Below are 23,306 nucleotides of genomic sequence, written 5' to 3'. Positions count from 1 at the left end.
CACACATGCCTGCTATCGAGACCGAGGACCTGACGAAGCGGTACGGCGACGTGGCGGCGCTGTCGTCGCTCTCACTGTCCGTCCCGGAGGGTGAGCTGTTCGGCCTGCTCGGCCCCAACGGCTCCGGGAAGACGACGACCATCGAGATACTCACCGGCCAGCTCGACCCGACGGCCGGCAGCGCGAGCGTGCTGGGCCACGACCCGGTGGGCGACCCGCTCGCGGTCCGCGAAGCGGTCGGGATCCTCCCGGAGCGCGAGGACCCGCCGAGCTTCCTCACGCCGCGGGAGTACCTCCAGTTCGTCGGCGACGTGCGCGACCTGACGGGGGTCGAGGACCGCATCGACGAGTGGGCCGACCGGCTGGGCTTCGTCGACACGCTCGACACCATCTCGACCGATCTGTCGGAGGGCGAGCGCCAGCGCGTGATGCTCGCCCAGACGTTCATCCACGAGCCCGACCTCGTGTTCATCGACGAGCCGCTGGTCAACCTCGACCCGATCATGCAGGCGGAGGTCAAAGACCACATGCGCGACTACTGCGAGCGGGGTAACACCCTCTTCCTCTCGACGCACTTCCTGGAGGTCGCCGAGGAGCTGTGTACCTCGGTGGGGATCGTCCGCGACGGCGACCTCGTCGCCGAGCGCGACCCCCGCGACCTCGACCCCGACGAGCAACTGCTCGACTACTTCCGACGCGAGGTCGAACCCGGGGCGGGCGGGGCGGGAGCCGAGAGCGGTGCCGTTGCCGGACCCGCGGCGACTTCGGCCGGGGCCGACGGGCGCGAACCATGAGCGGCGGGGACACGGCGACACCGAACCGCCGCGGCGGCCTCTCGACGCGGCTGCTCGTCCGGATGATCCGCGAGGAGTGGCGCCTGCAGGCGGAGCTGTTCGGCGACCGCTTCGCCGCGTTCCCGGTCGTGATCGCCGTCTTCGCCGGCCTCGGCGTCTGGCTGCTGACCGTGGCCGGGACCTCCATCGACGCGGTGGCCGCGGGGCTGCACGGCCTCGTGTTCTTCTTCGGGCTCCAGGTCGGCACTATCGGCCTCGTGGGCCGGGACGCGCTGCGTGACGTGCTGGGCGACGTGACGCTGCTGGTCTTCTCGGCGCGGACGCTCCCGGTCACCTGGCGGCGCCTCCTCGGGGTCTTCGTCGTCAAGGATCTGCTGTACTACTCCGGCCTGTTCCTCGTGCCGATGGCGGTCGGCTACGCCGCCGTCGCGCTCTCGGCGGGGGTCCCGCCCGGCCGCGTCGCGCTGCTGTGGGTGACGACGACCGGCGCGTTCGCGCTCGGCGTCGGGACCAGTCTCACGCTCACCGGCGTCGGCACCCGGAGTCGGGCGGCCGTGCTCGCGCTCGTCCTCGCGGTCGCCGCCGGGATCGCGACGGGGCGGCTCGACGCCGTCGCGCTCTCGCCGTACGGCTTCTACCTCGACCCGACGCTCCGGTCGGCGGCCCTCGGGTTCGGTCCCGCGCTCGCGCTCGCGGTTGCCGGCCCGCTGGCGTTCCAGCCGGTCGAGAGCGGGGGCGCGCGGTCGGCGCCCCAGCGGTACGAGCGGGTCCGCTCGGCGATCCGCGACGACGGCGGGGTCGCCACCCGGACGCTGCTGGAGGTCGCCCGCTCGTCGGGGTCGGTGTGGAAAGTGCTGTTCTCGATGGGCGTGCTGTTCGGCGTCACGGTCCTGCTCGTCCGGGAGGTCGCGCGGGCGACGACGCTCGCCCCCTCCTACGGTATCGCCGTGGGCACCCTGCTCGGGCTCGGCTCCTTTACCACCTACAGCTGGGTGACGCAGTTCGACTCGGCCGAGGAGTACCGCCGCCTGCCGCTGTCGCTCTCGGACGCGTTCGCCGGCAAGCGAACCGCCTTCCTCCTGCTGTCCGTGCCCGCCGGGCTGGTCTACCTCGTCGGGTCGCTGGTCTGGCTCCCCCCAGTTCAGGTCGCGGTCGGCGCGGTCGTGTTCCCCTTCATCGCTGTCTACGTCTTCGGCGTGACCGCCTACGTCACCGGCTTCGCGCCGAACGAACTGCTGTTCGACACGCCGCTGTTCGTCGCCTTCGGCGCGGCGCTGGCGGCCGTCGCCGTCCCGCTGGTCGTCGCGGCCCTGGCCTACACCGAGGCGCCGACCGTCGCGGTCGGCGTCTCCGTGGGCGTCTCACTCGTCGCCGCGGCGGTCGGCGTCGTCCTCTCGGAGCGCGCGGGACCGCGCTGGCAGCGGAAACTGCGGTGAGCGGTCGCCGGTCGCCGCCCCGCCCGCCGCCCGCCCGTCGGCCTGCCCCGACCGCCCTCCTTTTGCCGCGACGGCCCGTATCGCTGGACGACGACCGAATGTCCACCACGCCAGACACCGAGCGTCCGCTGACCGGGATCCGCGGCGTCGTCCTCGACCTCGACGGGACGGTCTACCGCGGCGACGGCGTCCTCCCGGGCGCGGCCGAGGCCGTCGCGACCCTCCGTGACCGGGGGATCGCCGTCTGCTTCTGCTCGAACAACCCGACGAAGACGCCCGCCGAGTACGTCGACCGCCTCGCGGGCATGGGGATCGAGGCCGACGAATCGGCGATCCTCCCCGCGTCGACCGTCACCCGCGACTACCTCCGAGACCACCACGCCGACGATCCGACCTACCTCCTCGGCTCCGACTCGCTGGGCGAGTACCTCCGGGAGTCCGGGCAACGGCTCGTCGACGACCCGCGGGCGGCCTCGGTGTTCGTCGCCTCGTGGGACGAGCGCTTCGACTACGGCGACATGCGCGACGCGCTCGCCGGCGTCGACGACGAGACGACCTTCCTCGGGACCGATCCCGACCGGACGATCCCCGCAGCCGAGGGGTTCGTCCCGGGATCGGGCGCTATCGTCGGCGCCGTCGCCCGCACGATCGGACGCGAGCCTGACCGCGTGCTCGGCAAGCCCTCGCCGGAGGCCGCCGAGGACGCGCTGGCACGACTCGGCGTCCCGGCCGAGGACTGTCTCGTCGTCGGCGATCGCCTCGACACGGACCTGCGGATGGGCGCCGACCACGGGATGGCGACCGCGCTCGTGCTCACCGGCGTCTCGGGCCGAACCGACGCCGCCGACAGCGAGGTCGATCCCGACGCTGTCCTCGACTCGCTGGCCGACCTGCCCGCGTTGCTGGACTGAGGGAGAGATGCGCTCTCACGTCCCCAACGACGACGCTCGGGTCCCGATTCCGACAGGTGGAGATAGCTTTATCTTGTCGCACGGCCAACTAATATGTGAATCCAGTGGGGTTCAGAGACACCATGACTGGCAAGAAGCTACTGCTCATCACCGGCGACTTCGGGGAGGACTACGAGGTAATGGTACCGTTCCAGGCGCTCCGGGCGGTCGGCCACGAGGTCGACGCCGTCTGTCCGGACAAAGAGGCGGGCGAGACGGTCAAGACCGCGGTCCACGACTTCCGGGGCGACCAGACCTACCTCGAGGAACGCGGCCACGACTTCGAGCTGACGGCGACGCTCGACGAGATCGACCCCGCCGACTACGACGGACTCGTGCTCCCGGGCGGCCGCGCCCCGGAGTACCTCCGCAACTACGACGACGTGATCGACGCCGTCGAGCACTTCTTCGCCGAGGAGAAGCCGGTCGCGGCCATCTGCCACGCGATGCAGATCCTCGTCGCCGCCGACGCCGTCGAGGGACGGACCTGCACGGCCTACCCCGCGCTCGAAGCCGACGTGCGCGCCGTGGGCGGCGAGTGGGCCGAGGGCGTCGTCACCGACGAGAACCTCGTCACCGCGCAGGCCTGGCCCGACCACCCCGAGTGGATCGCCGCGTTCCTCGACGTGCTCGGCACGGACGTACAGCACGGCCAGCCCGTCACCGCGGACTGAGCCGCCGTATTTTTCGAGGGTTACGCGCCCGTCAGCCGGAACACAGCGCCGCTCTCGCCCGAGACCTGCCCGCTCGCGGTCGTGCAGACGAACAGCTCGCCGTCGGGATTCCGCCCGAACGAGAGCACCATCGGCCCGAACTGCGCCTCCGAGTCGACGGAGACGGTCGTCGTCGGCCACAGCCCCTCGTCGGTCTCGCGGGCGGCGTACAGCCGTCCGCCCGCCCGCCAGTCGGCGAAGAGGTACCGCCCCCGCATCGCGGGCATCGCGTCGCCGTCGTAGAGATACCCGCCGATGACGGCGATGCCGCTCACGTCCTCGCCGCCGTGGGGGTACTCGATCACGGGGTCGCGCAGCGGCCGACCGCGCGGGCTCCGGTCCGGGCAGTCGTCGGCTTGGAAGCAGTGGGTCCCCTCCTTGACGTTCCAGCCGTAGTTGCCGCCGCGCTCGACCACCGACACCTCCTCCCAGGCGCCCTGGCCCACGTCGCCGACGAACAGCCGGCCGTCCGGCCCGAAGGAGAACCGCCACGGGTTCCGGAAGCCCCAGGCGTACTGCTCGTCGAGCCCGTCGCTCCCCACGAGCGGGTTGTCCTCGGGCACCGCGTAGTTCCGGGCGGGTCCGTCCGAGCCGGCGCCGCCGTTCCCGCTACCCGTCGCGGTCCCGGCCGTCGATCCCTCGCCGTCCACGTCGATCCGCAGCATGCTCCCGAGCAGGTTCCCGGTGAGGTCCTGGCCGTTGCCGCCGTCGACGGCGTCGTACCAGTCGTCGACGTGGCCGGTGCCCTGGTCGTTGCCCTGACCGCCGTCGCCGGTCGCGACGTAGAGGTAGCCGTCCGGGCCGAACGCGATGGCGCCGGCGTTGTGGTTCCACTGGGGCTCGGCGATCTCCATGACGACCCGCTCGGAGTCTGGGTCGGCGGTCGCCGCGCCCGGGTCGGCGCGGAACTCCGAGAGGACGAACGTGTGGGAGTAGTCGTCGGGCACCCACTCGCGCGAGGGCGCGCTGTAGCGGACGAAAAACCGGCCGTTGTCGGCGAACTCGGGGTGGAAGGCCAGCCCGAGCAGTCCCTGTTCGGTGTAGCCGCTCACGTCCACCATCCGGTCGGACACGTCGAGGAACGGCTCCTCCCGGAGCGTCCCGTCCGCCTGCAGGTAGATCTGGCCCGTCTGGTCGACGACGAACCGCCGACCCGGTTCGGGGATCGCGAGCGCCAGCGGCGACGTGAACCCCGAGGCGACGCGCTCGGCGCGGACCGTCAGGTCCTCGAACGCCGCCGTGCCGGGGGTCGTCCCGTCTCCCCCGCCGTCGGTCGCGTCAGTCGATCCGTCGGTCGCCGCCGTCGCTCCGCTCGTCGGGGTGCCGTCGTCGGGCCCCCCGGTCGCAGTTCCGCCCGGACTCGACGGGTCGCCCCCCGGTCCGCCGCCGTTCGAGTCGCTCCCGCAACCCGCGAGACCGCCGGTCAGTGCCAGTCCGCTCATCGCGAGCGCGCGCCGCCGCGTCAGTCCCTCGTCGGTCATAGGTCGATTTCGTGCTCCAGTGAAAGGAAGCTTGGGTCCGCGGCGGTCGGCGGACGGAATAAACGAGCAACTCGTTTGGAGATGTGAATCTCGAACCTTTTTTACTGCCCTGCCGACATGGTACGGGTATGGTTGACAGGCAAGACCTCCGCGAACAGTTCACCGAGGCGTTCGAAGGCGCGGACTATCCGATCTCCAGTCCGATGGACCTGGTGCCGGCGCTGCCCAACGGTCCGGGCACGAAGTTCGAGTCGGGCGACTTCTCGATGACCGCGATGGAGCTCAACACGAAGCTCGGGAGCGGGAACTTCCCCTACGACAACGTCGACGCGTTCGTCGACGACATCATGGACCAGCTCGACGACCAGGACCTGTTCTAACTGCGGGCGACGAACCGCCCTCACCCGCCGGCGACCAGCGCCGTCGCGACCGTCACCGCCACGCCGAGGCCCAACAGCAGGTAGTTCGCCGCCGCGTTGTCCGCCCGGGTCAACGAGATCGTGTAGTGGGCGTCCGAGAGCGGCCGAAAGGGCGTGATCCCCATCGGCGTCAGCGCGTCGGCCAACAGGTGCGAGGCGATCGCGAGCGACCCGAGGAGAAAGCCGAACGCGCCCAGCGCCGCCGTCCGCCCGACCGTAGCTATCTCGCCGGTCCCGACCGCGTCCCCGACCGCGACGCCGGCCCCGCCGACGGCGAGCGCGACGAGAACGAGGAAGCCAACGGTGTGCGTGGGACCGCGGTGTTCGACGAACGGGATCCACTGGTCCACGTCGGGCAGCCCCGAGAGCCCGACGACGACGGCGCCGCCGCCCAGCGCCGCGACGTCGAACCCCGCGGCCAGCAGCGCGCCGCCGACCGGCGCGTAGACGAGCAACGCGGCCCCGTAGTGACCCGTCTTGTACATCGCCGTTCGTAGCTGTGACCGCCACGGTACTTACGCCCTCGGGGTGGCCGGCCTGGCGCCCGAGCACTGAAGCCCGCTCCGGACGGGGATCCGGTATGAGCGACCCAGCGATGACGCGGTTCCCGGTCCCGGACGTGGACGAACTGCCCGACGACCTCCAGGAGCGTATCGCCGAGGAGGAAGCCGACGCCGGCTTCGTCCCCAACGTCTTCCTCGCCTACGCCTACCGGCCCTCGCACTTCCGGGCGTTCTTCCAGTACTACGACGCGCTGGTTGAACACACCGAACTCGACCGGGCCGAGATCGAGATGATTATCGTCGCCGTCAGCGGCGCCAACGACTGCCTGTACTGCAACGTCGCCCACGGCGCGCTCGCGCGGATCTACGCCGACGACCCGCAGATCGCCGAGCAACTGGCGAGCAACCACCGCACCGCGAACGTCTCCGACGACCGCCGCGCGATGCTCGACTTCGCCGTCAAGCTGACCGAGAACCAGGCCGAGGTCGACGAGACGGACTTCGAGCGCTTGCAGGACCACGGCTACTCCGAGCGCGCGATCTGGGACATCGGCAGCGTGACCGCCTTCTTCAACCTCTCGAACCGGATGGCCCACCTCGCCGACATGCGACCGAACGACGAGTTCTACGAACTGGGCCGCTGACGCGCTCCGGGCCGAGCGGCCGTCGAACCGTCGCGCTGTCGATCCGATCGAAACGGCGGCCGTTCGGTGCAACACCCTTAAGGATTAGATGGGTCTAATCTCGGGTGATGCTCAGCGCCAAGATGGAGGATTACCTGAAGGCGATCTACGAGCTCCAGCGGGAGGGCGAGGAGCCGGCCGCTACCTCGCACATCGCGGAGTTGCTGGACGTGACGGCGCCCACGGCGACCAGCATGATGGAGAAGCTCGAAGAGCGCGAGCTCGTGGAGCGCGAGAAGTACAAGGGCGTCCGGCTGACGCCCGAGGGGGAGACCGTGGCGCTGGAGGTCGTCCGGCACCACCGGCTGCTGGAGACCTATCTCACCGAGGAGCTGGGGTACGACTGGGCGGAGGTCCACGACGAGGCCGACCGGCTCGAACACCACATCAGCGAGGAGTTCGAGCGGCGGGTCGCGGCGATGCTCGACGACCCCGTCGTCGACCCCCACGGGGACCCGATCCCGACCGACGCGCTCGACCCGGTCGACGAGACCGCCGGCCACACCCTCGACGAGTGCGCCGAGGGCGAGACCGTCGTCGTCCGGCGCGTCCGCGACCGCGACTCCGAGGAGCTGGCCTACCTCGACGAGGCCGGCATCACGCCCGGCACCGAGCTCGTCGTCGAGGAGGTCGCACCCATCGGGATGGTGACCGTCGCGCTCGTCGAGGCCGGCGAGACCGTCTCGCTCCCCGACGGCGTCGCCGGGACCATCTTCGTCGGCGCGCCCGAAGAGACCGCCGAGAGCGCGAGCGGCGCCGCCTGAGTCGTCTCGTTCTCCCCTTCTCGGTGGTCCCCGACAGCCGAAACCAGTTTCCCCCGGGCGCCGCTCGTCCGTCGTATGCGCGACCTCGACGACACCGACCGGACGATCCTCGGACTCCTGCTCGACGACGCCCGCCGCTCCTGGCGCGACATCGCCGACGTCGTCGACCTCTCGCCGCCCGCGGTCGCCGACCGCGTCGAGCGCCTCGAAGACCTGGGCGTCATCCGCGGGTTCACCCTCGACGTCGACCGCTCGAAGCTCCGCGAGGGCGCGCCCGTGCTCGTGACCCTGAACGTCACCCCGCGGGCCGCCTCGGCCGTCGCGGACTCGCTCGGAGACGCCGAGGCCGTCGAACACGTCTTCACCACCGCCGAGGAGCGCGTCGTCTTCACCGCGACCGTCCCCGAGGGCGACGTGCTCTCGCTGCTCGACTCGGCCGTCGCGATGGAGGACGTGCGCGACTACGAGGTGTCGCTGCTGTCGGATCGGTCGTGGAATCCCTCCGTCGCCGAGGCCGAGCTGGCGCTGACCTGCGACGAGTGCGGCAACACCGTCAGCGCCGAGGGCGAGACCCGCGAGTTCGACGGCGAGACCTACCACTTCTGCTGTGCGTCCTGCGAGGCCTCGTTCGTCGAGATGTACGAGGAGTTGCGGGAGGGCGCCGAGGGCTGAATCCGACTCGTCCGTGCTGCTCTCTCAGCGTCGGGCGAGCCGAACGACGTGTTCGGCGCCGCTGACGACGGTCTCGACGCTTCCGAACGCGGCGAGCGAGTCCGCCAGGTCGAGCGCGCGGTGGTGAACGACCCAGCAGCGGCCGTCCCCTCGGAGGGCGTCCGCCGCGCCGCGGAACAGGTCGGCGAGCACGCCGTCGCCGGCGTGGGTCGGCGGGTTACAGAGGATCGCGTCGAACGTCGCGTCGGTGACCTCTGGGGTGCAGTCCGCGGTGACGACTCGGCCGTCGACGTCGTTGGCGGCGAGCGTTCGCCGGGCGGCCGCCGTCGCGAGCGCGTCGTCGTCGCTGGCCCGGACAGAGCAGTCGGCGACTCGTCCGGCGTAGGCCGCCAGCGAGCCGTAGCCACAACAGAGGTCCAACACCCTGTCCCCGTCGCCGATGGTCGCGGTCTCGGCGAGTAGTCGCGTCCCGTGGTCGAGGCCGCCGGCCGCGAACAGTCCCGGTGCGGTCACGAGGTCCAGGTCGACGCCGTCGACGGTCGCGTCGGTTCGGTCGAAGGGGGGATCGGGCTCGCGCCGGGCGCCATCGGCGGATCGCGGGACGGTCGCACGCAGGAGCGACCAGCCGTCTCGCTCGCGGACGGTCGACACCGTCGACGCGGTCTCGGCGAGCGCGTCCCCGTATCGACCCAGTCCGGTTTCGGGCTTCGCGGCGACGTAGAGCGCACCGTCGCCGGCGAGCGAGTCGAGCGCCGATCGGAGACGCCGGATCCCGACCTCGATGGGAGTGTACGCTTCGGGAACGAAGACGGCGGTGTCGACGGGCTCGCCGACCGGGCCGTCGACCGACCCGAGGCCGGTCGCGACCTCGACGGTCGCGTCGACGCCGTTGGTGGCGGCGTTGCGCTCGCAGAGCGCGGCCGCGCGAGCGCTCGGGGTCGTGATGGTGACGGGACTGGCGCGGTCGGCGAGGACGACGCCGCCGACGCCGTAGCGGGCGCCGACCGTCCGGAGCCGTCCGAGGTCGCGGTCCCACAGGTGTTCGAGCGCGAGCAGTTCGCCGGGACAGAACGCGTCGGCGGCGCCGACGCCGTCGGCCGTGTGGAACTCGAAGCGGTCGGGGCCGGCGTCGGTCCTGGCGTCGAGGACCAGCGGCTCGCGGCGAGGGGTCATTGTCGACCCTCTGGCCCGGAGCGGTGGCCCCGGTCGGGCGAGCGGTTCGGTGTCGGACGAGCCGGGGTCCGGCGGTGTGCGGTTCGGTGGTCGTCGAGGCTGTGCGGTCGCGGGCGTGTGTGGCGTAGCATTCGGATGGTCGGCAGGGCTGGCGGTCGTCGACCGACTCAGAGCCGCGCCTCGGGGCTATCGCTACGGGGAGACGCCGTCGAGAAGACGGGCGCCGCTGTCCGCGAAGCGCGGCGCCGGGTGCCGAAAGCGCGACCGTCCGGGGACGAGACGCGTTCGGCAGCGACCCGAACGCGCGTCCGAACGGCGCACAGCCGGCGAGCCGGTCGAACCCGCCCTGCCCACGCGACCGCCGCTGCCGTCGACGGTCTACGCGAGTCGGAGGGCGCGGCCCGACCTCGGGCTCTTGTCCATCCTACCCCCGACTATTCGAGCGCCCCACAAATGCGTTTCCGTGCCGTGCGAACCCCTCTCACCTGGGATCGCGCCCCGAACCGGGACAAGTCGTAAGCGAGTCCCGCCTGTGCGGCGCGTATGGAACTCGTCGAAGCGACGCGCAAGGACGTGGAGTTGCTCGCCGAGCACTGGTACGCACTCGCCACGGAGATGGAACCGTACGACGAACTGAACGAGATCGCATACGACGGCCCCGAACCCGCCGAGTCGGGAGTCGAGGGCTGGCTCGACAGCGACGACACCACCGCCTACTTGCTCACCGTGGACGACGATATCGTCGGCTCGCTGGTCCTCAGCGTCGGTACCCACCCCTCGCGGACCAACTCGGAGTCCCTCGACATCGTCGACCTGTTCGTGGCCGAGGCCCACCGTAACGAGGGATACGGCAGCGCCGCACTCGACGCGGTCGAACAGCTCGCCCGCGACCGCGGCGTCGACTACGTCGAGGTCTCCTGCGAGTGGCACAACGACGGTGCCCGCCGGTTCTACCGGGACAACGGGTTCGAACCGAAACGGGTGACGTTCACGCGGCGGGTCGACTAGCGGTAGAATCGAATTTCTCACCTATTCTGACTTCGATTCGAAAATTTACCGGCGATTTGAATTTCGAAACACAGGGACAAACCGCATGAATAGGGAGCCCCTATCTAGAGACAAGATGACCGAGCGCACTTCCAGACTACAGCTCCACGGGATGAGCTGCGCGAACTGTTCGGGGACGATCGAGGAGCGCGTGGGCTCGCTGGCGGGCGTCTCGTCGGTCGACGCGAACTACGCGACCGACGAGGGGAGCGTCACGTACGACCCCGACGAGACGACCCTCCGCGAGATCTACGACGCCATCGAGGACGCGGGCTACGAGGCGGCCAGCGAGACGGTCTCCGTGGGCATCACGGACATGTCCTGTGCGAACTGCGCGGAGACCAACGAGTCCGCGCTGCTGGACACGCCGGGAGTGATCGACGCGGACGTGAACTACGCGACCGACGAGGGGACGGTGACGTACAACCCCGCCGAGGCGTCGCTGGCGGACGTCTACGACGCCATCGAGGGCGCCGGCTACTCCCCCGTCCGCGAGGGCGAACGTGGCGCCGACGGCGAGGACGGCGCTGGCGGAGAGGACAGCGATTCCTCGACCGATCCACAGCAGGCCGCACGCGACGCGGAGATCCGGCGCCAGCGAAATCTGACGCTCTTCGGTGCGGTGCTGTCGCTGCCGCTGCTGGCGATGATGGCCGGGCACCTCTTCGCGCCCGGGTGGATGGACGCCACCTTCGAGGGGATCCCGCTGGGCTGGGTCGCCTTCGCGCTCGCGACGCCCGTCCAGTACGCGCTGGGCAAGGAGTTCTACGAGAACTCCTACACGGCGCTCGTGAAGAACCGGACGGCGAACATGGACGTGCTGATCGCCCTGGGCTCGTCGACGGCGTATCTCTACTCCGTGGCGCGCCTGCTCGGGTTCCCCGGCGAGGGGCTGTACTTCGACACCGCCGCGCTGATCTTGGTGTTCATCACGCTGGGCAACTTCCTCGAAGCCCGCTCGAAAGGCCAGGCCTCCGAGGCGATCCGCTCGCTGCTGGAGATGGAGGCCGACACGGCGACGCTGGTCCACGAGGACGGAGAGGCGTCGGAGACGCCTCACGGAGGCGGCGAAGCCGCCGTAGTCGAAGAGGAGGTTCCGCTCTCGGCGGTCGAGGTCGGCGACCGCCTGAAGGTCCGCCCCGGAGAGAAGATTCCCACCGACGCCGAGGTCGTCGACGGCGACAGCGCGGTCGACGAGTCGATGGTCACCGGCGAGTCGGTGCCCGTCTCGAAGGAGCCGGGCGACGAGGTGATCGGCTCGACGGTCAACCGGAACGGTGTCCTCGTGGTCGAGGCCACCAAGGTGGGCGAGGAGACGGCGATCCAGCAAATCGTCGCCCGCGTCAAGGACGCCCAGAGCCGCCAGCCGGAGATCCAGAACGTCGCCGACCGCATCTCCTCGTATTTCGTCCCGGCGGTCATCGTCAACGCGCTGTTCTGGGGGGCGGTCTGGTACGCCTTCCCCGAGGCGCTGGCCGGGTTCGTCGGGTCGCTGCCGGTGTGGGGGCTCGCCGCGGGCGGTCCCGCCGCGGTGGGCGTCTTCGAGTTCGCGGTCGTCGTCTTCGCGTCGGCGGTGCTGATCGCCTGTCCCTGCGCGCTCGGGCTGGCGACGCCGGCGGCGACGATGGTCGGGACGACCATCGGCGCGCGCAACGGCGTCCTCTTCGAGGGGGGGGACATCCTTGAACGGGTCCGCGACGTGGACACCGTCGTCTTCGACAAGACCGGCACCCTGACGAAAGGCGAGATGGAACTGACCGACGTGGTCGCGCTGCCCGCCACCGACGGCGGCAGCGTCGAGGGCGAAGCGTCCCCGGACGGCGACGCGGCGACCGACGGGGGTGCTCTCGTGGGTCCCGAAGTCACCGAGGAGTTCGTCCTCGAAGTCGCCGCGAGCGCCGAGTCCGGCAGCGAACACCCGCTCGCCGAGGCCATCGTCGAGGGCGCCCGCGAGCGCGGTATCGAGGTCGAGGACGCTGAAGCGTTCGAGAACGTCCCCGGCCAGGGCGTGAAAGCGACGACGAGCCGCGGCCGCGTGCTCGTGGGCAACCGCAAACTCCTGCGCGATGCGGGGGTCGACGTGGCGCCCGCTGACGAGGCGATGGACCGGCTCGAACGCGAGGGCAAGACCGCGATGCTGGTCGCGCTGGCCGACGGAGAGGGCGCCGACGCGGCGAGCGAGGCGTACCGCCTGCTCGGCGTCGTCGCCGACGCGGACACGGTCAAGGAGTCGGCGGAGACGGCCGTCAGCGAACTCCGCGACCGGGGCACGGACGTGTGGCTGATCACCGGCGACAACGAGCGGACGGCGACTGCAGTCGCGGAGCGAGTCGGGATCGACCCCGACAACGTGATGGCCGGCGTCCTGCCGGAGGACAAGGCCGACGCGGTCGACGACCTCCAGTCCGAGGGCCGCCGGGCGATGATGGTCGGCGACGGCGTCAACGACGCGCCGGCGCTGGCGACGGCCTTCGTCGGCTGTGCCATCGGGAGCGGCACCGACGTGGCCATCGAGGCCGCCGACGTGACGCTGATGCGGTCGGACCCGCTGGACGTGGTCAAGGCCGTCCGCGTCTCGGAGGGGACCCTCGCGAAGATCAAGCAGAACCTCTTCTGGGCGCTGGGCTACAACACGGCGATGATCCCGCTGGCCTCGCTGGGGCTGCTCCAACCGGTGCTGGCCGCGGTCGCCATGGCTATCTCCAGCGTCTCCGTGCTGACCAACAGCCTGCTGTTCCGCCGGTACGAGCCCGACCACGACTACGAACTGCTCGGGTTCCTGCGCTGAGCCGGGCAGGTCGTTCGGCCGCCGAATACGTTCGCCCCGAACCGGGCGATCTGCCGGCTTTCGTCCGGCCGATCCGGTCTATCACGGTCTGTATTGCGAACCCTCTTTTCGCTGGCGCCCCGAGTATCCAGTTGCGACATGACCGACGGAATCCGACGTCGACGGCTGCTCGGTGGTATCGGAGCGATGGCGACCGTAGGCGCCTTCGCAGGGTGTTCGACGGAGACGAGTGGCGACGGAGGCGATGGCGGTGACGGCGGTGACGGCGGTGACGGTGCCAGCGAGGGGACGCCCTCCTGGCCCTCGTACCTCGACGACGCGCAGGGCGACACCAGTCAGGACGCACGGGGAGAGAGCGAGGTCACGGTCGCAGTCGGGCCGGACGGCAATTTCGTGTACGATCCCGTCCACCTCCGCGTCGACTCGGGGACGACGGTGAACTTCGAGTTCGAATCCCCCACGCACAACGTCAAGCCCGAGAGCCAGCCCGACGGCGGTTCTCTCGACGGCACGGAGGGCGGCGAGATGGATACGGTCGACCAGGGCGAGACGTACTCGGTCACGCTGGAGACGACCGGCGTCTACACGTACTACTGCGGTCCGCACCAGGGGACCGGAATGAAAGGCGGCATATCCGTCGAGTAACGGCCGTTCGAGCCTGTTTTCTTGCCGGCGTCACTCGCCGCGGAGTTCGGCGACGTGGTCGACCCGCTGCTGAACGAGGTCGGGCTTGCCGATGTCGTGGCGGATGCGGACGCCGTCGCCGGCGGCCGCGAGCGCGTCCTCGGCGATCGCTTCGGCGGCCTCGATCGTGTCCGCGAGTCCGACGACCGCGAACGACCGCGAGGTGGTCGTGTAGATGCCGTCGTCGCGCTCGTCGACCGAAGCGTAGTACAGCAGCGCCTCGCCGTCGGTCCCTTCGGCCGCGGCGGCGGCGCTCTCCTCGTCGACGGTGACACGGGCACCGCTGTCGGGGTCGGTCGGGTACCCGTCGGGGACGGCGTACTTGCAGACGGTCGCCCGCGGGGCGAACGATAGCTGGGGGAGCGCGTCGCCGTCGCGCGCTGCCGTCAGCACGTCGAGGAAGTCCGTGTTCAGGACGGGAAGCGTGTTCATCGCCTCGGGGTCGCCGAAGCGGGCGTTGAACTCGACGACCTTGATGCCCTCCGCGGTGAGCATGAACTGGCCGTAGAGGACGCCCTTGTAGCCGTCCAGCGCGTCGACGACCGCCTCCAGCACGTCGACGGCCTCCATGTAGTCGTCCTCGTCCATGAACGGGAGTTCGAGGGTCGAATCGGAGTAGCTGCCCATCCCGCCGGTGTTGGGCCCCTCGTCGCCCTCGTAAGCGCGCTTGTGGTCCTGGACGGCCGGCGTCACGCGCACCTCGCCGTTGGCGACGAGCGCCTGGACGGTGAACTCCTCGCCGACCAGCCGCTCTTCGAGGACGATCCGTTCGTAGGAGGAGTCGCGGACGTACTCCTTGGCCTCCGCCTTGGTGATCTGGTCGCCGGTGACCCTGACGCCCTTCCCGCCGGTGAGGCCGGCGGGCTTGACGGCGAGGTCGCCGTCGAACTCGTCGATAAAGTCGCAGGCGGCGTCCATGTCCTCGAAGGTCTCGAAGACCGGGCAGCCGGGGATGTCGTGGCGCTCCATGAAGCGGCGCTGGAAGGCCTTGTCCGTCTCGATGCGGGCCTCGGCCTCCCGCGGGCCGAAAGCGTAGACGCCCGCGTCGTCCAGCGCGTCGGCGACGCCCGCGGCCAGCGGCGCCTCGGGGCCGACGACCGCGAGCGTGGCGTCAACCTCGCGGGCGTAGGCGGTGACCGCCGAGGGGTTCGTGGTGTCCAGCGATTCGAAGCCGTCGGCGAGCCGGGCGATGCCCGGGTTGCGGTTGCCCGCGCAGGCGTAGAGGTCCGCGTCCGAGTCGCCGAGCGCGCGGGCGACCGCGTGCTCCCGACCGCCGCCGCCCACCAGCAGGACTGTCTCTGTCATATCCGGATATCCGGCGCGGTGGATGCCTAAAGGTTGCCTTTCGAGCGATACGGTCCGCGCGAGCGGGGCGGACGCGGCCGAACCGGGGGGCCAAAATAAGTGCGTCGCGGTCGATGTGCGACCAGCGATGGAGGTCGTCAACCCCGCCACCGGCGAGCGCATCGACACGTACGAGGAGGCCGGAGACGAGGCCGTCGAACGGACGCTGGCGGACGCCCACGCGGCCTTCGGGGCGTGGCGCGAGCGACCGTTGGCCGAGCGCGAGGAGCTGATCGAGGCGGCCGCCGAGGTGCTCCGCGACGGCAAACGCGAGTACGCCGAGCTGATGACCCGGGAGATGGGCAAGCCGGTCGCCCAGGCCGAGTCGGAGGTCGAGAAGTGCGCGTGGGTCTGCGACCACTACGCCGAACACGCCCACGCGTACCTCGAAGCCGACCACCACCCGAGCCCTCCGGGGACCGCGGTCAAGACCGTCCACGAGCCGCTGGGGGTCGTGCTGGCGGTGATGCCGTGGAACTTCCCGTTCTGGCAGGTGTTCCGCTTCCTCGCGCCGTATCTCACCGCCGGGAACGTCGGCGTGTTGAAACACGCCTCGAACGTCCCCGGCTGCGCCGAGGCCATCGAGGACGTGCTCCGACAGGCGGGCTACCCCGAGGGCGTCTTCCAGTCGCTGCTCGCGCCCTCCGATCTGGTCGACGACATCGTCGCCGACGACCGCGTCCGCGCTGCCACGTTGACGGGGAGCGGTCCGGCGGGTCGCGCCGTCGCCTCGGCGGCCGGCGACCAGCTGAAGAAGACGGTGCTGGAACTCGGCGGGAGCGACCCGTTCGTCGTCCTCGACGACGCCGACCTCGCCGACGCCGCCGAGACCGGCGCGTGGGCGCGCAACCTCAACGGCGGCCAGTCCTGCATCGCCGCCAAGCGCTTCGTCGTCCACACCGCCGTCTACGACGACTTCCTCGACGCCTTCGTCGACGAGGTCGAGTCGCTCGCCGTCGGCGACCCGATGGACGAGGACACCGAGGTCGGCCCGCAGGCCCGACAGGACCTCCTCGAAGCCCTCCACGAGCAGGTCGAGGCCAGCGTCGAGGCGGGCGCGACGGTCGTCACCGGGGGCGACCCCATCGAGCGCGAGGGGGCCTACTACCCGCCGACGGTCCTGACGGACGTGCCGGCGGGGTGTCCCGCCGACACTGAGGAGCTGTTCGGGCCGGTCGCGGCGGTCTACGAGGTCGACGGCGAGGCGGCGGCGGTCGAGCGGGCCAACGACACCGAGTTCGGGCTCGGCGCGAGCGTCTGGACCGAGGACCGCGAACGGGGCGAGCGCGTCGCCCGCCGGATCGACGCCGGCTGCGTCTACGTCAACCAGCTCACCAAGTCCGACCCGCGAGTCCCCTTCGGCGGCGTCAAACAGTCCGGCTACGGCCGCGAACTCTCCGAAGCCGGGATGACGGAGTTCGTCAACCGCAAGACCGTCTGGATCGAGTGAGCGCCAGTCCGGGACCGGCGCCGTCGGCCCGCTACCGTCCGTGGCCCGCGTCGCGTTCCCGGTCGCTTTTCGGTGTCTACGGCGTACGGTCGCCTATGACCGACGCCGACCCCACCGCCCGCAACCGCCTCGACGAGGAGGAGAGCCCCTATCTCCGCCAGCACGCCGACAACCCCGTCGACTGGCAGCCCTGGGACGAGGCGGCCCTAGCGGCCGCCGAGGAGCAGGACAAGCCCATCTTCCTCTCTATCGGCTACGCCGCCTGCCACTGGTGTCACGTCATGGAGGCGGAGAGCTTCGAGGACGAGGGGATCGCCGAGCTGCTCAACGAACAGTTCGTCCCGATCAAGGTCGACCGCGAGGAGCGCCCGGACATCGACTCCATCTACATGAGCATCTGCCAGCAGGTCAGCGGCCGCGGCGGCTGGCCGCTCAACGCCTGGCTCACGCCCGAGGGCGAGCCCTTCTACGTCGGCACCTACTTCCCACCCGAACCCAAGCGCGGCACGCCCGGCTTCCGCCAGCTGCTCGAAGACATCTCCGAGTCGTGGGCCGACCCCGAGCAGCGCGAGGAGATGGAGTCCCGCGCCCGCCAGTGGACCGAAGCGATCGCCGACGATCTGGAGTCGACGCCCGACGGGCCCGGCGACGCCCCCGACGAGGACGTGCTCGACGCGACCGCGAGCGCCGCCCTCCGCGGCGCCGACCGGGAGTTCGGCGGCTGGGGCAAGGGCCAGAAGTTCCCCCAGCCGGGCCGCCTGCGCGTGCTGATGCGCGCCCACCGCGCGGGCGGCCGGGACGACTACCGCGAGGTCGTCGCGGAGACGCTCGACGCGATGGGCGACGGCGGCCTCTACGACCACGTCGGCGGCGGGTTTCACCGCTACACCACCGACCGGGAGTGGGTCGTCCCCCACTTCGAGAAGATGCTCTACGACAACGCCGAACTCGCCCGCGTCTTCCTGACCGGCTACCAGTTCACCGGCCGCGAGCGCTACCGCGAGACGGCGCGCGAGACGCTGGAGTTCGTCGAGCGCGAGCTCACCCATCCCGACGGCGGCTTCTACAGCACGCTCGACGCCGAGAGCGAGGTCGCGACCGACGGGAGCGACCTCGGAACGGCGAGCGGGGAGCGAAGCGACCCGCGAGCAGCGGACCAGACCGACGGGAGCGACCACGACACGGGCGAGCGGGGAGCGGAGCGACCCGCGAGCGAAGACGAGAGTGGGGACCGCGAGGAGGGCGCCTTCTACGTCTGGACGCCCGACGGGGTCGACGACGCGGTCGCCGAGTACGGGCCCGAACACGGGATCCCCGGCGAGCAGACCGGACTGGCCGCCGAAATCTTCCGCGAGCGCTACGGCGTCACCGCGACCGGAAACTTCGAGGACGGGACGACGGTCCTCACTCGCAGCGCGAGCGTCGAGTCGCTCGCCGACGACTACGAGCTCTCGACCGAGGACGCCGAGGGCCTGCTCGACTCGGCGAAAGCCGCCGTCTTCGAAGCACGGGAAGCGCGCCCCCGTCCGCCCCGCGACGAGAAGGTGCTGGCCGGCTGGAACGGGCTGATGGTCTCGGCGTACGCCGAGGCCGCCATCGTCGACGACGACGCCTGGGCCGAACCGGCGGTCGACGCGCTCGCCTTCGCCCGCGAACACCTGTGGGACGCCGATTCGGGGCGTCTCTCCCGGCGGTTCAAGGACGGAAACGTGGACATCCGGGGGTATCTGGAGGACTACGCGTTCCTCGCCCGCGGCGCGTTCGACACCTACGGGGCGACCGGCGAGGTCGAGCACCTCGCGTTCGCCGTCGACCTCGCGCGGACCATCGAGGCGGAGTTCTGGGACGAGTCCGAGGAGACGCTGTATTTCACCCCCCAGAGCGGCGAGTCGCTGGTCGCGCGTCCGCAGGAACTGGCCGACCAGTCGACGCCGTCGAGCGCGGGCGTGGCGGCCGAACTCCTGCTATCGCTGGACCCGTTCGTCGACCACGACCGCTTCGAGTCGGTCGCGAGCGGGGTCCTGGCCACCCACGGCGGCCGAGTCGAGTCGAACCCCCAGCAGCACCCGTCGCTCGCGCTCGCCGCCGATACCTACCGCTCGGGCGCCCACGAGCTCACCCTCGCCGCGGAGTCGATGCCCCGGTCCTGGCGCGAGACGCTGGCCGACACCTACGTCCCGCGGCGGCTGCTCGCGCCGCGACCGGCGACGGACGACGCGCTCGCGGCGTGGCTCGACGCGCTCGAACTGACCGCCGCACCGCCCGTCTGGGCGAGTCGAGCGGGTCGCGACGGCGAGCCGACGGTGTACGCCTGCCGGTCGCGGACCTGCTCGCCGCCGACCCACGACCTGAGCGAGGCGCTGGACTGGTTTCAGGACTGACCGCGGAGGAACGGAGCGAGGGAGGTCGGAAACTCAACTGGAGGCCAGGTGTTCGAGTTCGCGACCGAGGTAGACGGCGATAGGGACCGGTTCCTCCTCGACGAAGCGGGCGACCTCCTCGCCGTCGCGCTCGACGACGACGGTCGGGATGTACTCGATGTCGTACTCCTCGACCTTCGGGCCGACCTTCGTGCCGTCGTCTTCTTTCTCGACGGCGTACTCCTCGATCCGGTAGTCGGGGACGCCCGCGGCGTCGAGCGCCGCGCCGAAATCCGGGAGTTGCGACCGGCAGTCGATACACCAGTCGCCCCCCCAGACCTTGTAGGTGACCTCGTCGCCCAGCGCCGCGAGCACGTCGACGGTCTCGGCGTATGCCTCCTCGGTCCACACCGGGTTCGGGTCCATGGTCTCCAGTGACATACCAGATCCTTACGCGCGAGGTGGCTTAACGACAACGCTCCGTTCACGCTCGCTTCCCGTGCGTCCGCTCCGCTCGCGATCGTATCACTCCGCGGGGCTCGCCGCCCGCTCGCGGACCACGTCGTCGAGGATCCGCCGGTGACACCGCTTGGAGTCACCCTCGAAACAGACGAGCGCGACGGATTCTCCCGCTCGCACCCGCTCGGCGAGGTCGGCGAGCGCGTCGCCAGCGGCCTCGTCCGTCGCGAGGTAGTCGCGATAGCGCGTCTCGAAGTCCGTCTCCGCCCAGGCGGCGTTGTGCGCTTCCTCGTCGCACAGCCCCTGGCGCCGGAGGGCTTCCTGGCGGTCTTTCGTCTCGGAGAGCAGCGACTCCGGCGGCCCGAGTTCGGGCCGGTTCTCGTCGACGAGCGCCCCGAACCAGCCGGTCGGCCGGCGGACGACGCCGACCCGTGTCGCCTCCTCGGACAGGTCGGCGATGTCGTGCTGGAGCGCCGCGGCGTAGGTCTCCGTGACGGCCCCGGACACGCGTCGCCGTTCGTCCGAGACGGTGGAAAAGGTACCGCCCGCGCGGGTCGGTGTGGACGGGGTGAGCGAAGGGGCACCCCGACGGTGCGGTTCCGGCCGGTTCGGACGCGACGGTCGTTAGCTGTTGTCGCCGGTGAACTGGCCGCTCTCGTTGCGTTCCTGCCCCTGGGCGGAGCGCTCGCCGCCGCGTCGGCGCGCCTCCTGCGTCAGGCCCTGCGTGTTGCCCTGGCCGCCGCTGCTCTGGTCGCTGTCGCTCCGACTGCTACCGCGCTGCTGGCCGAACTGGCGCTGCTGGTTCGACTGCTGGCCGGACTGGCGCTGCTGGTTCGACTGCTGGCCGGGCTGGTGACCGGTGAACTGGCCGTGGGAGCCGCGCTGCTGGGAGTGAGCCGACTGCTGGCCGCCGATGGACCGGTTCTGCTGGCCGCCGAACTGCTGGCCGCCCTGCTGATGTTGTTGCCCGCCCCGGTACTGCTGGCTCTGCTGGCGCTGCTGTGTGTGGCCCTGCTGCTGACCGCCGTGACCGCTGAACTGGCCCTGGGTGTCACGTTGCTGGGAGTGAGCCGAGTGCTGGCCGCCGATGGACCGGCCCTGGTGGCCACCGAACTGCTGTTGCCCGCCCTGCTGCTGCCCGCGCTGTTGCTGTCGTCCGCCCTGCTGGTGCTGAGTCTGCTGACCGCCGTGGCCGGTGAACTGGCTCTGGGCGTCGCGCTGCTGGGAGTGGGCCGAGTGCTGGCCACCCATCGACCGGCTCTGCTGGCCGCCGAACTGCTGGCCGCCTTGCCGCTGTTGACCCTGCTGCCGGTAGTTCTGCTGTTGGCCTTGCTGCGGGTGCTGCTGGTGCTGCTGGCCTTGCCGTCGCTGCTGGTGCTGGCCCTGTTGCTGGTGCTGTTGGCCCTGTCGCTGCTGTCGGCCCTGCTGCTGGTAGTTCTGCTGCTGGGCCTGCTGCCGGTGCTGCTGTCCCCGATGGCTCTGCCGGTTGGGCTGACCCTGCTGGTGCTGCTGTGTGTGGCCCTGCTGCTGGCCCTGCTGGCCGGTGAACTGACCCTGTTGGGTGCGCTGCTGGGAGCGGGCCGAGTGCTGGCCGCCGGTCGAGCGACCTTGCTGGCCGCCGGACTGCTGCTGGTCGTGCTGGCTCCGCTGTCGTCGGTCGTTGGGGTTGTTGTAAGCCATAGTTGAACTGGTAGACCGCAGTGCTGTCACCGTCGACGGTCGCCCGTCGAACGGCTCACTCTGCCGTTGACCCGGTAGCCGAAAGTCCGTTCGGCCTGCATAGGAAACCCCGGAATACGCCGATTTAGGCCCGTCTCTACCGCCATTTCGCACCGTCACCGACTGCCGCACTCCCTGCCGCTGTCACGGGCCATTTAAGCGCGGGCGTCCTACGGCGAGATAGTGAATTCGAGCATCCTGGACACCATCGGGTCGCCGCTGGTCGAGGTCGACGCCCCGGAGGGGGCGACGCTCGCGGCGAAAGTCGAATCGTTCAACCCGGGCGGGTCGGCCAAGGACCGACCGGCGAAGGGGATGGTCGAAGCCGCCGAGCGCGACGGTACCCTCGCCGAGGGCGACACCATCGTCGAGCCCACGAGCGGCAACACCGGCATCGGGCTGGCCATGGTGGGCGCCGCGAAGGGCTACGACGTGACGCTGGTCATGCCCGCCTCGAAGTCGCCCGAGCGGCGCCAGATCATGCGGGCCTACGGCGCCGAGATCGAACTCGTCGACGGCGACATCTCCGCGGCCAAGGACCGCGCCGACGAACTCGAATCTGAAGGGGAGTACGTCCAGCTCCGCCAGTTCGACAACCGCGCCAACCCCGAGGCGCACTACCGGTCGACCGGTCCCGAGATCCTCGACCAGGTGGGCGACCGCGAGATCGACGCGTTCGTCGCCGGCGTCGGCACCGGCGGCACGATCTCCGGCATCGGCCGTCGCTTGCGCGAGGCGTTCCCCGAGATGGATGTCGTCGCCGTCGAACCCGCCGACAACGCCGTCCTCTCGACGGGCGAGGCCGGCGACGACGACTTCCAGGGGATGGGGCCGGGGTTCGTCAGCGACAACCTCGACCGCGAGTTGCTCGACGGCGTGGAGACGGTCGACCTCGACGCCGCCGAGGCGGAGTGTCGGCGCCTCGCCCGCGAGGAAGGGATCTTCGTCGGGCAGTCCTCCGGCGGGACGAACCTCGCCGCGAAGCGCGTGGCCGAGCGCCTGGTCGAGGAGGGCGTGGCGGACCCGCTCGTCGTCACCGTCTACTGGGACAGCGGCGAGCGCTACATGTCGACCGGGATGTTCGACTGAGTCAGTTCTCGCCGGTGTCCTCCGAGTCGGGCCGGGCCTCCTCGAACGCCCGCAGGTCGCCGGTGACTCGCCGGCTCGCCTGGCGGCGCATGAACGTCCCCAGCAGGACGGCCAGCCCCGCGACGAGCAGGGCGACGGCGGTGACGAGCGCGACCGACACCGAGAGGTCGCCCGCCGCGATGCCGTTCCCGCCGAAGCGCAGGCCGGCCGGGATCAGCGCGGTGCCGGCGGCGACGAGGTAGCAGCTCCGCGCGAACGCCTCCGCGGGGACGCGGGCCCGAGCGAGGTACGCGGCCGGCGCGAGCCACCCGCCGAGGAAGACCAGCACCGCTCCCCATATCGACAGCGCCCGAACCGTGTTGACGAGAAAGAGCGCCAGCGGCGCGAGCGGGAGCGCGACCGCGAGGCCGGCGACGACCATGACCCGTCCCGACGCCCGCCGCTCGCCGGCCTCGACGGACAGCAGTTCCGTCGGGTCCTCCTCGAAGCGGCCGTCGAGTTCCGAGAGGTCGACGACCTCGCCGTCCTCGCCGATGGGCGTCGCACAGCGGGGGCAAAAGCGCGCGTCCGCCGGCAGCGGGTCGCCGCAGTCGGGGCAGGGGAACGCCTCGCCGTCGGCCTCGACACCGGGTTCCGCGGCGTCCGCGCCGCCGCCGTTCGACTCACCGTCGTCGCGGGCGCCGTCGCGGTCCCCCGGATCTACCATGGCACGGGCTACGCGCTCGCCCGTCAAGAATCCCGGTCACGGTCGCCGGTCGACCGTCACGGGTCGGCGGAC

The 23,306-nt window shown here is 70.8% G+C and carries 22 protein-coding genes; 15 read left to right on the top strand and 7 right to left on the bottom strand.

What is annotated here, in order from left to right:
* Positions 1 to 5 precede the first annotated feature (5 nt).
* The 4 genes from HZS55_RS16850 to HZS55_RS16835 all read left to right on the top strand — a co-directional run bounded on the left by HZS55_RS16850 (position 6) and on the right by HZS55_RS16835 (position 3,854).
* Positions 6 to 794, top strand: a complete 789-nt coding sequence (locus HZS55_RS16850; RefSeq protein ID WP_246308287.1) for an ABC transporter ATP-binding protein — start codon at positions 6 to 8, stop codon at positions 792 to 794.
* Positions 791 to 2,230 (top strand): hypothetical protein, encoded by a 1,440-nt coding sequence (locus HZS55_RS16845; RefSeq protein ID WP_246308286.1) that lies wholly within the window; start codon positions 791 to 793, stop codon positions 2,228 to 2,230. The genes HZS55_RS16850 and HZS55_RS16845 overlap by 4 nt, the downstream gene beginning before the upstream one ends.
* Before the next feature lie 98 nt (positions 2,231 to 2,328).
* Positions 2,329 to 3,141, top strand: a complete 813-nt coding sequence (locus HZS55_RS16840; protein WP_179908733.1) for an HAD-IIA family hydrolase — start codon at positions 2,329 to 2,331, stop codon at positions 3,139 to 3,141.
* A gap of 122 nt (positions 3,142 to 3,263) precedes the next feature.
* Positions 3,264 to 3,854: a DJ-1/PfpI family protein gene (locus tag HZS55_RS16835; RefSeq protein WP_179908732.1), complete on the top strand. Its 591-nt coding sequence runs from the start codon at positions 3,264 to 3,266 to the stop codon at positions 3,852 to 3,854.
* A gap of 20 nt (positions 3,855 to 3,874) precedes the next feature.
* Here HZS55_RS16835 and HZS55_RS16830 read toward each other — a convergent pair whose 3' ends face one another.
* Positions 3,875 to 5,374, bottom strand: coding sequence for a PQQ-dependent sugar dehydrogenase (locus HZS55_RS16830; protein WP_179908731.1), 1,500 nt, complete (start codon positions 5,372 to 5,374; stop codon positions 3,875 to 3,877).
* Positions 5,375 to 5,502: 128 nt separating this feature from the next.
* Here HZS55_RS16830 and HZS55_RS16825 point away from each other — a divergent pair, with 128 nt between their 5' ends.
* A complete protein-coding gene (locus tag HZS55_RS16825; protein ID WP_179908730.1) occupies positions 5,503 to 5,754 on the top strand; it encodes an MTH865 family protein in 252 nt (83 codons plus the stop codon).
* Between the two features lie 20 nt (positions 5,755 to 5,774).
* Here HZS55_RS16825 and HZS55_RS16820 read toward each other — a convergent pair whose 3' ends face one another.
* Positions 5,775 to 6,278: a metal-dependent hydrolase gene (locus HZS55_RS16820; RefSeq protein WP_179908729.1), complete on the bottom strand. Its 504-nt coding sequence runs from the start codon at positions 6,276 to 6,278 to the stop codon at positions 5,775 to 5,777.
* Positions 6,279 to 6,373: 95 nt separating this feature from the next.
* Here HZS55_RS16820 and HZS55_RS16815 point away from each other — a divergent pair, with 95 nt between their 5' ends.
* The 3 genes from HZS55_RS16815 to HZS55_RS16805 all read left to right on the top strand — a co-directional run bounded on the left by HZS55_RS16815 (position 6,374) and on the right by HZS55_RS16805 (position 8,415).
* Positions 6,374 to 6,940, top strand: coding sequence for a peroxidase-related enzyme (locus tag HZS55_RS16815; protein WP_218927240.1), 567 nt, complete (start codon positions 6,374 to 6,376; stop codon positions 6,938 to 6,940).
* A 107-nt stretch (positions 6,941 to 7,047) separates the two neighbouring features.
* On the top strand, positions 7,048 to 7,743 hold the full coding sequence (locus HZS55_RS16810; RefSeq protein WP_179908728.1) for a metal-dependent transcriptional regulator: 696 nt from the start codon (positions 7,048 to 7,050) through the stop codon (positions 7,741 to 7,743).
* Between the two features lie 75 nt (positions 7,744 to 7,818).
* Positions 7,819 to 8,415: an AsnC family transcriptional regulator gene (locus HZS55_RS16805; protein ID WP_179908727.1), complete on the top strand. Its 597-nt coding sequence runs from the start codon at positions 7,819 to 7,821 to the stop codon at positions 8,413 to 8,415.
* Positions 8,416 to 8,439: 24 nt separating this feature from the next.
* Here the strand turns inward: HZS55_RS16805 and HZS55_RS16800 are convergent, their stop codons facing one another.
* On the bottom strand, positions 8,440 to 9,588 hold the full coding sequence (locus HZS55_RS16800) for a methyltransferase (RefSeq protein ID WP_179908726.1): 1,149 nt from the start codon (positions 9,586 to 9,588) through the stop codon (positions 8,440 to 8,442).
* A gap of 543 nt (positions 9,589 to 10,131) precedes the next feature.
* Here HZS55_RS16800 and HZS55_RS16795 point away from each other — a divergent pair.
* The 3 genes from HZS55_RS16795 to HZS55_RS16785 all read left to right on the top strand — a co-directional run bounded on the left by HZS55_RS16795 (position 10,132) and on the right by HZS55_RS16785 (position 14,068).
* Positions 10,132 to 10,596 carry a GNAT family N-acetyltransferase gene (locus HZS55_RS16795; protein WP_179908725.1) on the top strand — a complete coding sequence of 155 codons (465 nt, stop codon included), beginning with the start codon at positions 10,132 to 10,134 and terminating at the stop codon, positions 10,594 to 10,596.
* 115 nt (positions 10,597 to 10,711) lie between these two features.
* On the top strand, positions 10,712 to 13,423 hold the full coding sequence (locus tag HZS55_RS16790) for a heavy metal translocating P-type ATPase (protein ID WP_179908724.1): 2,712 nt from the start codon (positions 10,712 to 10,714) through the stop codon (positions 13,421 to 13,423).
* Positions 13,424 to 13,609: 186 nt separating this feature from the next.
* Positions 13,610 to 14,068: a plastocyanin/azurin family copper-binding protein gene (locus tag HZS55_RS16785; RefSeq protein WP_179908723.1), complete on the top strand. Its 459-nt coding sequence runs from the start codon at positions 13,610 to 13,612 to the stop codon at positions 14,066 to 14,068.
* 30 nt (positions 14,069 to 14,098) lie between these two features.
* Here the strand turns inward: HZS55_RS16785 and purD are convergent, their stop codons facing one another.
* Positions 14,099 to 15,412, bottom strand: coding sequence for a phosphoribosylamine--glycine ligase (purD, locus tag HZS55_RS16780; protein WP_179908722.1), 1,314 nt, complete (start codon positions 15,410 to 15,412; stop codon positions 14,099 to 14,101).
* 127 nt (positions 15,413 to 15,539) lie between these two features.
* Here purD and HZS55_RS16775 point away from each other — a divergent pair, with 127 nt between their 5' ends.
* Both HZS55_RS16775 and HZS55_RS16770 read left to right on the top strand, forming a co-directional pair.
* A complete protein-coding gene (locus tag HZS55_RS16775; protein ID WP_179908721.1) occupies positions 15,540 to 16,901 on the top strand; it encodes an NAD-dependent succinate-semialdehyde dehydrogenase in 1,362 nt (453 codons plus the stop codon).
* Between the two features lie 95 nt (positions 16,902 to 16,996).
* Positions 16,997 to 19,282, top strand: a complete 2,286-nt coding sequence (locus HZS55_RS16770) for a thioredoxin domain-containing protein (protein WP_179908720.1) — start codon at positions 16,997 to 16,999, stop codon at positions 19,280 to 19,282.
* Between the two features lie 33 nt (positions 19,283 to 19,315).
* Here HZS55_RS16770 and HZS55_RS16765 read toward each other — a convergent pair whose 3' ends face one another.
* Together HZS55_RS16765 and HZS55_RS16760 are read right to left on the bottom strand one after the other, a co-directional pair.
* Positions 19,316 to 19,702: a TlpA family protein disulfide reductase gene (locus tag HZS55_RS16765; RefSeq protein ID WP_179908719.1), complete on the bottom strand. Its 387-nt coding sequence runs from the start codon at positions 19,700 to 19,702 to the stop codon at positions 19,316 to 19,318.
* Positions 19,703 to 19,786: 84 nt separating this feature from the next.
* On the bottom strand, positions 19,787 to 20,227 hold the full coding sequence (locus tag HZS55_RS16760) for a DUF488 family protein, N3 subclade (RefSeq protein WP_179908718.1): 441 nt from the start codon (positions 20,225 to 20,227) through the stop codon (positions 19,787 to 19,789).
* Positions 20,228 to 20,311: 84 nt separating this feature from the next.
* Here HZS55_RS16760 and HZS55_RS16755 point away from each other — a divergent pair, with 84 nt between their 5' ends.
* Positions 20,312 to 21,406 (top strand): hypothetical protein, encoded by a 1,095-nt coding sequence (locus HZS55_RS16755; protein ID WP_179908717.1) that lies wholly within the window; start codon positions 20,312 to 20,314, stop codon positions 21,404 to 21,406.
* 216 nt (positions 21,407 to 21,622) lie between these two features.
* The gene (locus tag HZS55_RS16750; protein WP_179908716.1) at positions 21,623 to 22,528 is read left to right on the top strand and encodes a PLP-dependent cysteine synthase family protein; all 906 of its coding nucleotides are present in this window, start codon (positions 21,623 to 21,625) and stop codon (positions 22,526 to 22,528) included.
* Position 22,529: 1 nt separating this feature from the next.
* On the opposite strand, the gene HZS55_RS16745 is transcribed toward HZS55_RS16750, so the two are convergent.
* Positions 22,530 to 23,234, bottom strand: a complete 705-nt coding sequence (locus HZS55_RS16745; RefSeq protein WP_179908715.1) for a zinc ribbon domain-containing protein — start codon at positions 23,232 to 23,234, stop codon at positions 22,530 to 22,532.
* Positions 23,235 to 23,306 lie beyond the last annotated feature (72 nt).

This window comes from Halosimplex rubrum (assembly GCF_013415885.1).
Taxonomy (GTDB): Archaea; Halobacteriota; Halobacteria; order Halobacteriales; family Haloarculaceae; genus Halosimplex; species Halosimplex rubrum.
This window is presented reverse-complemented; position numbering and strand designations above follow the sequence as displayed.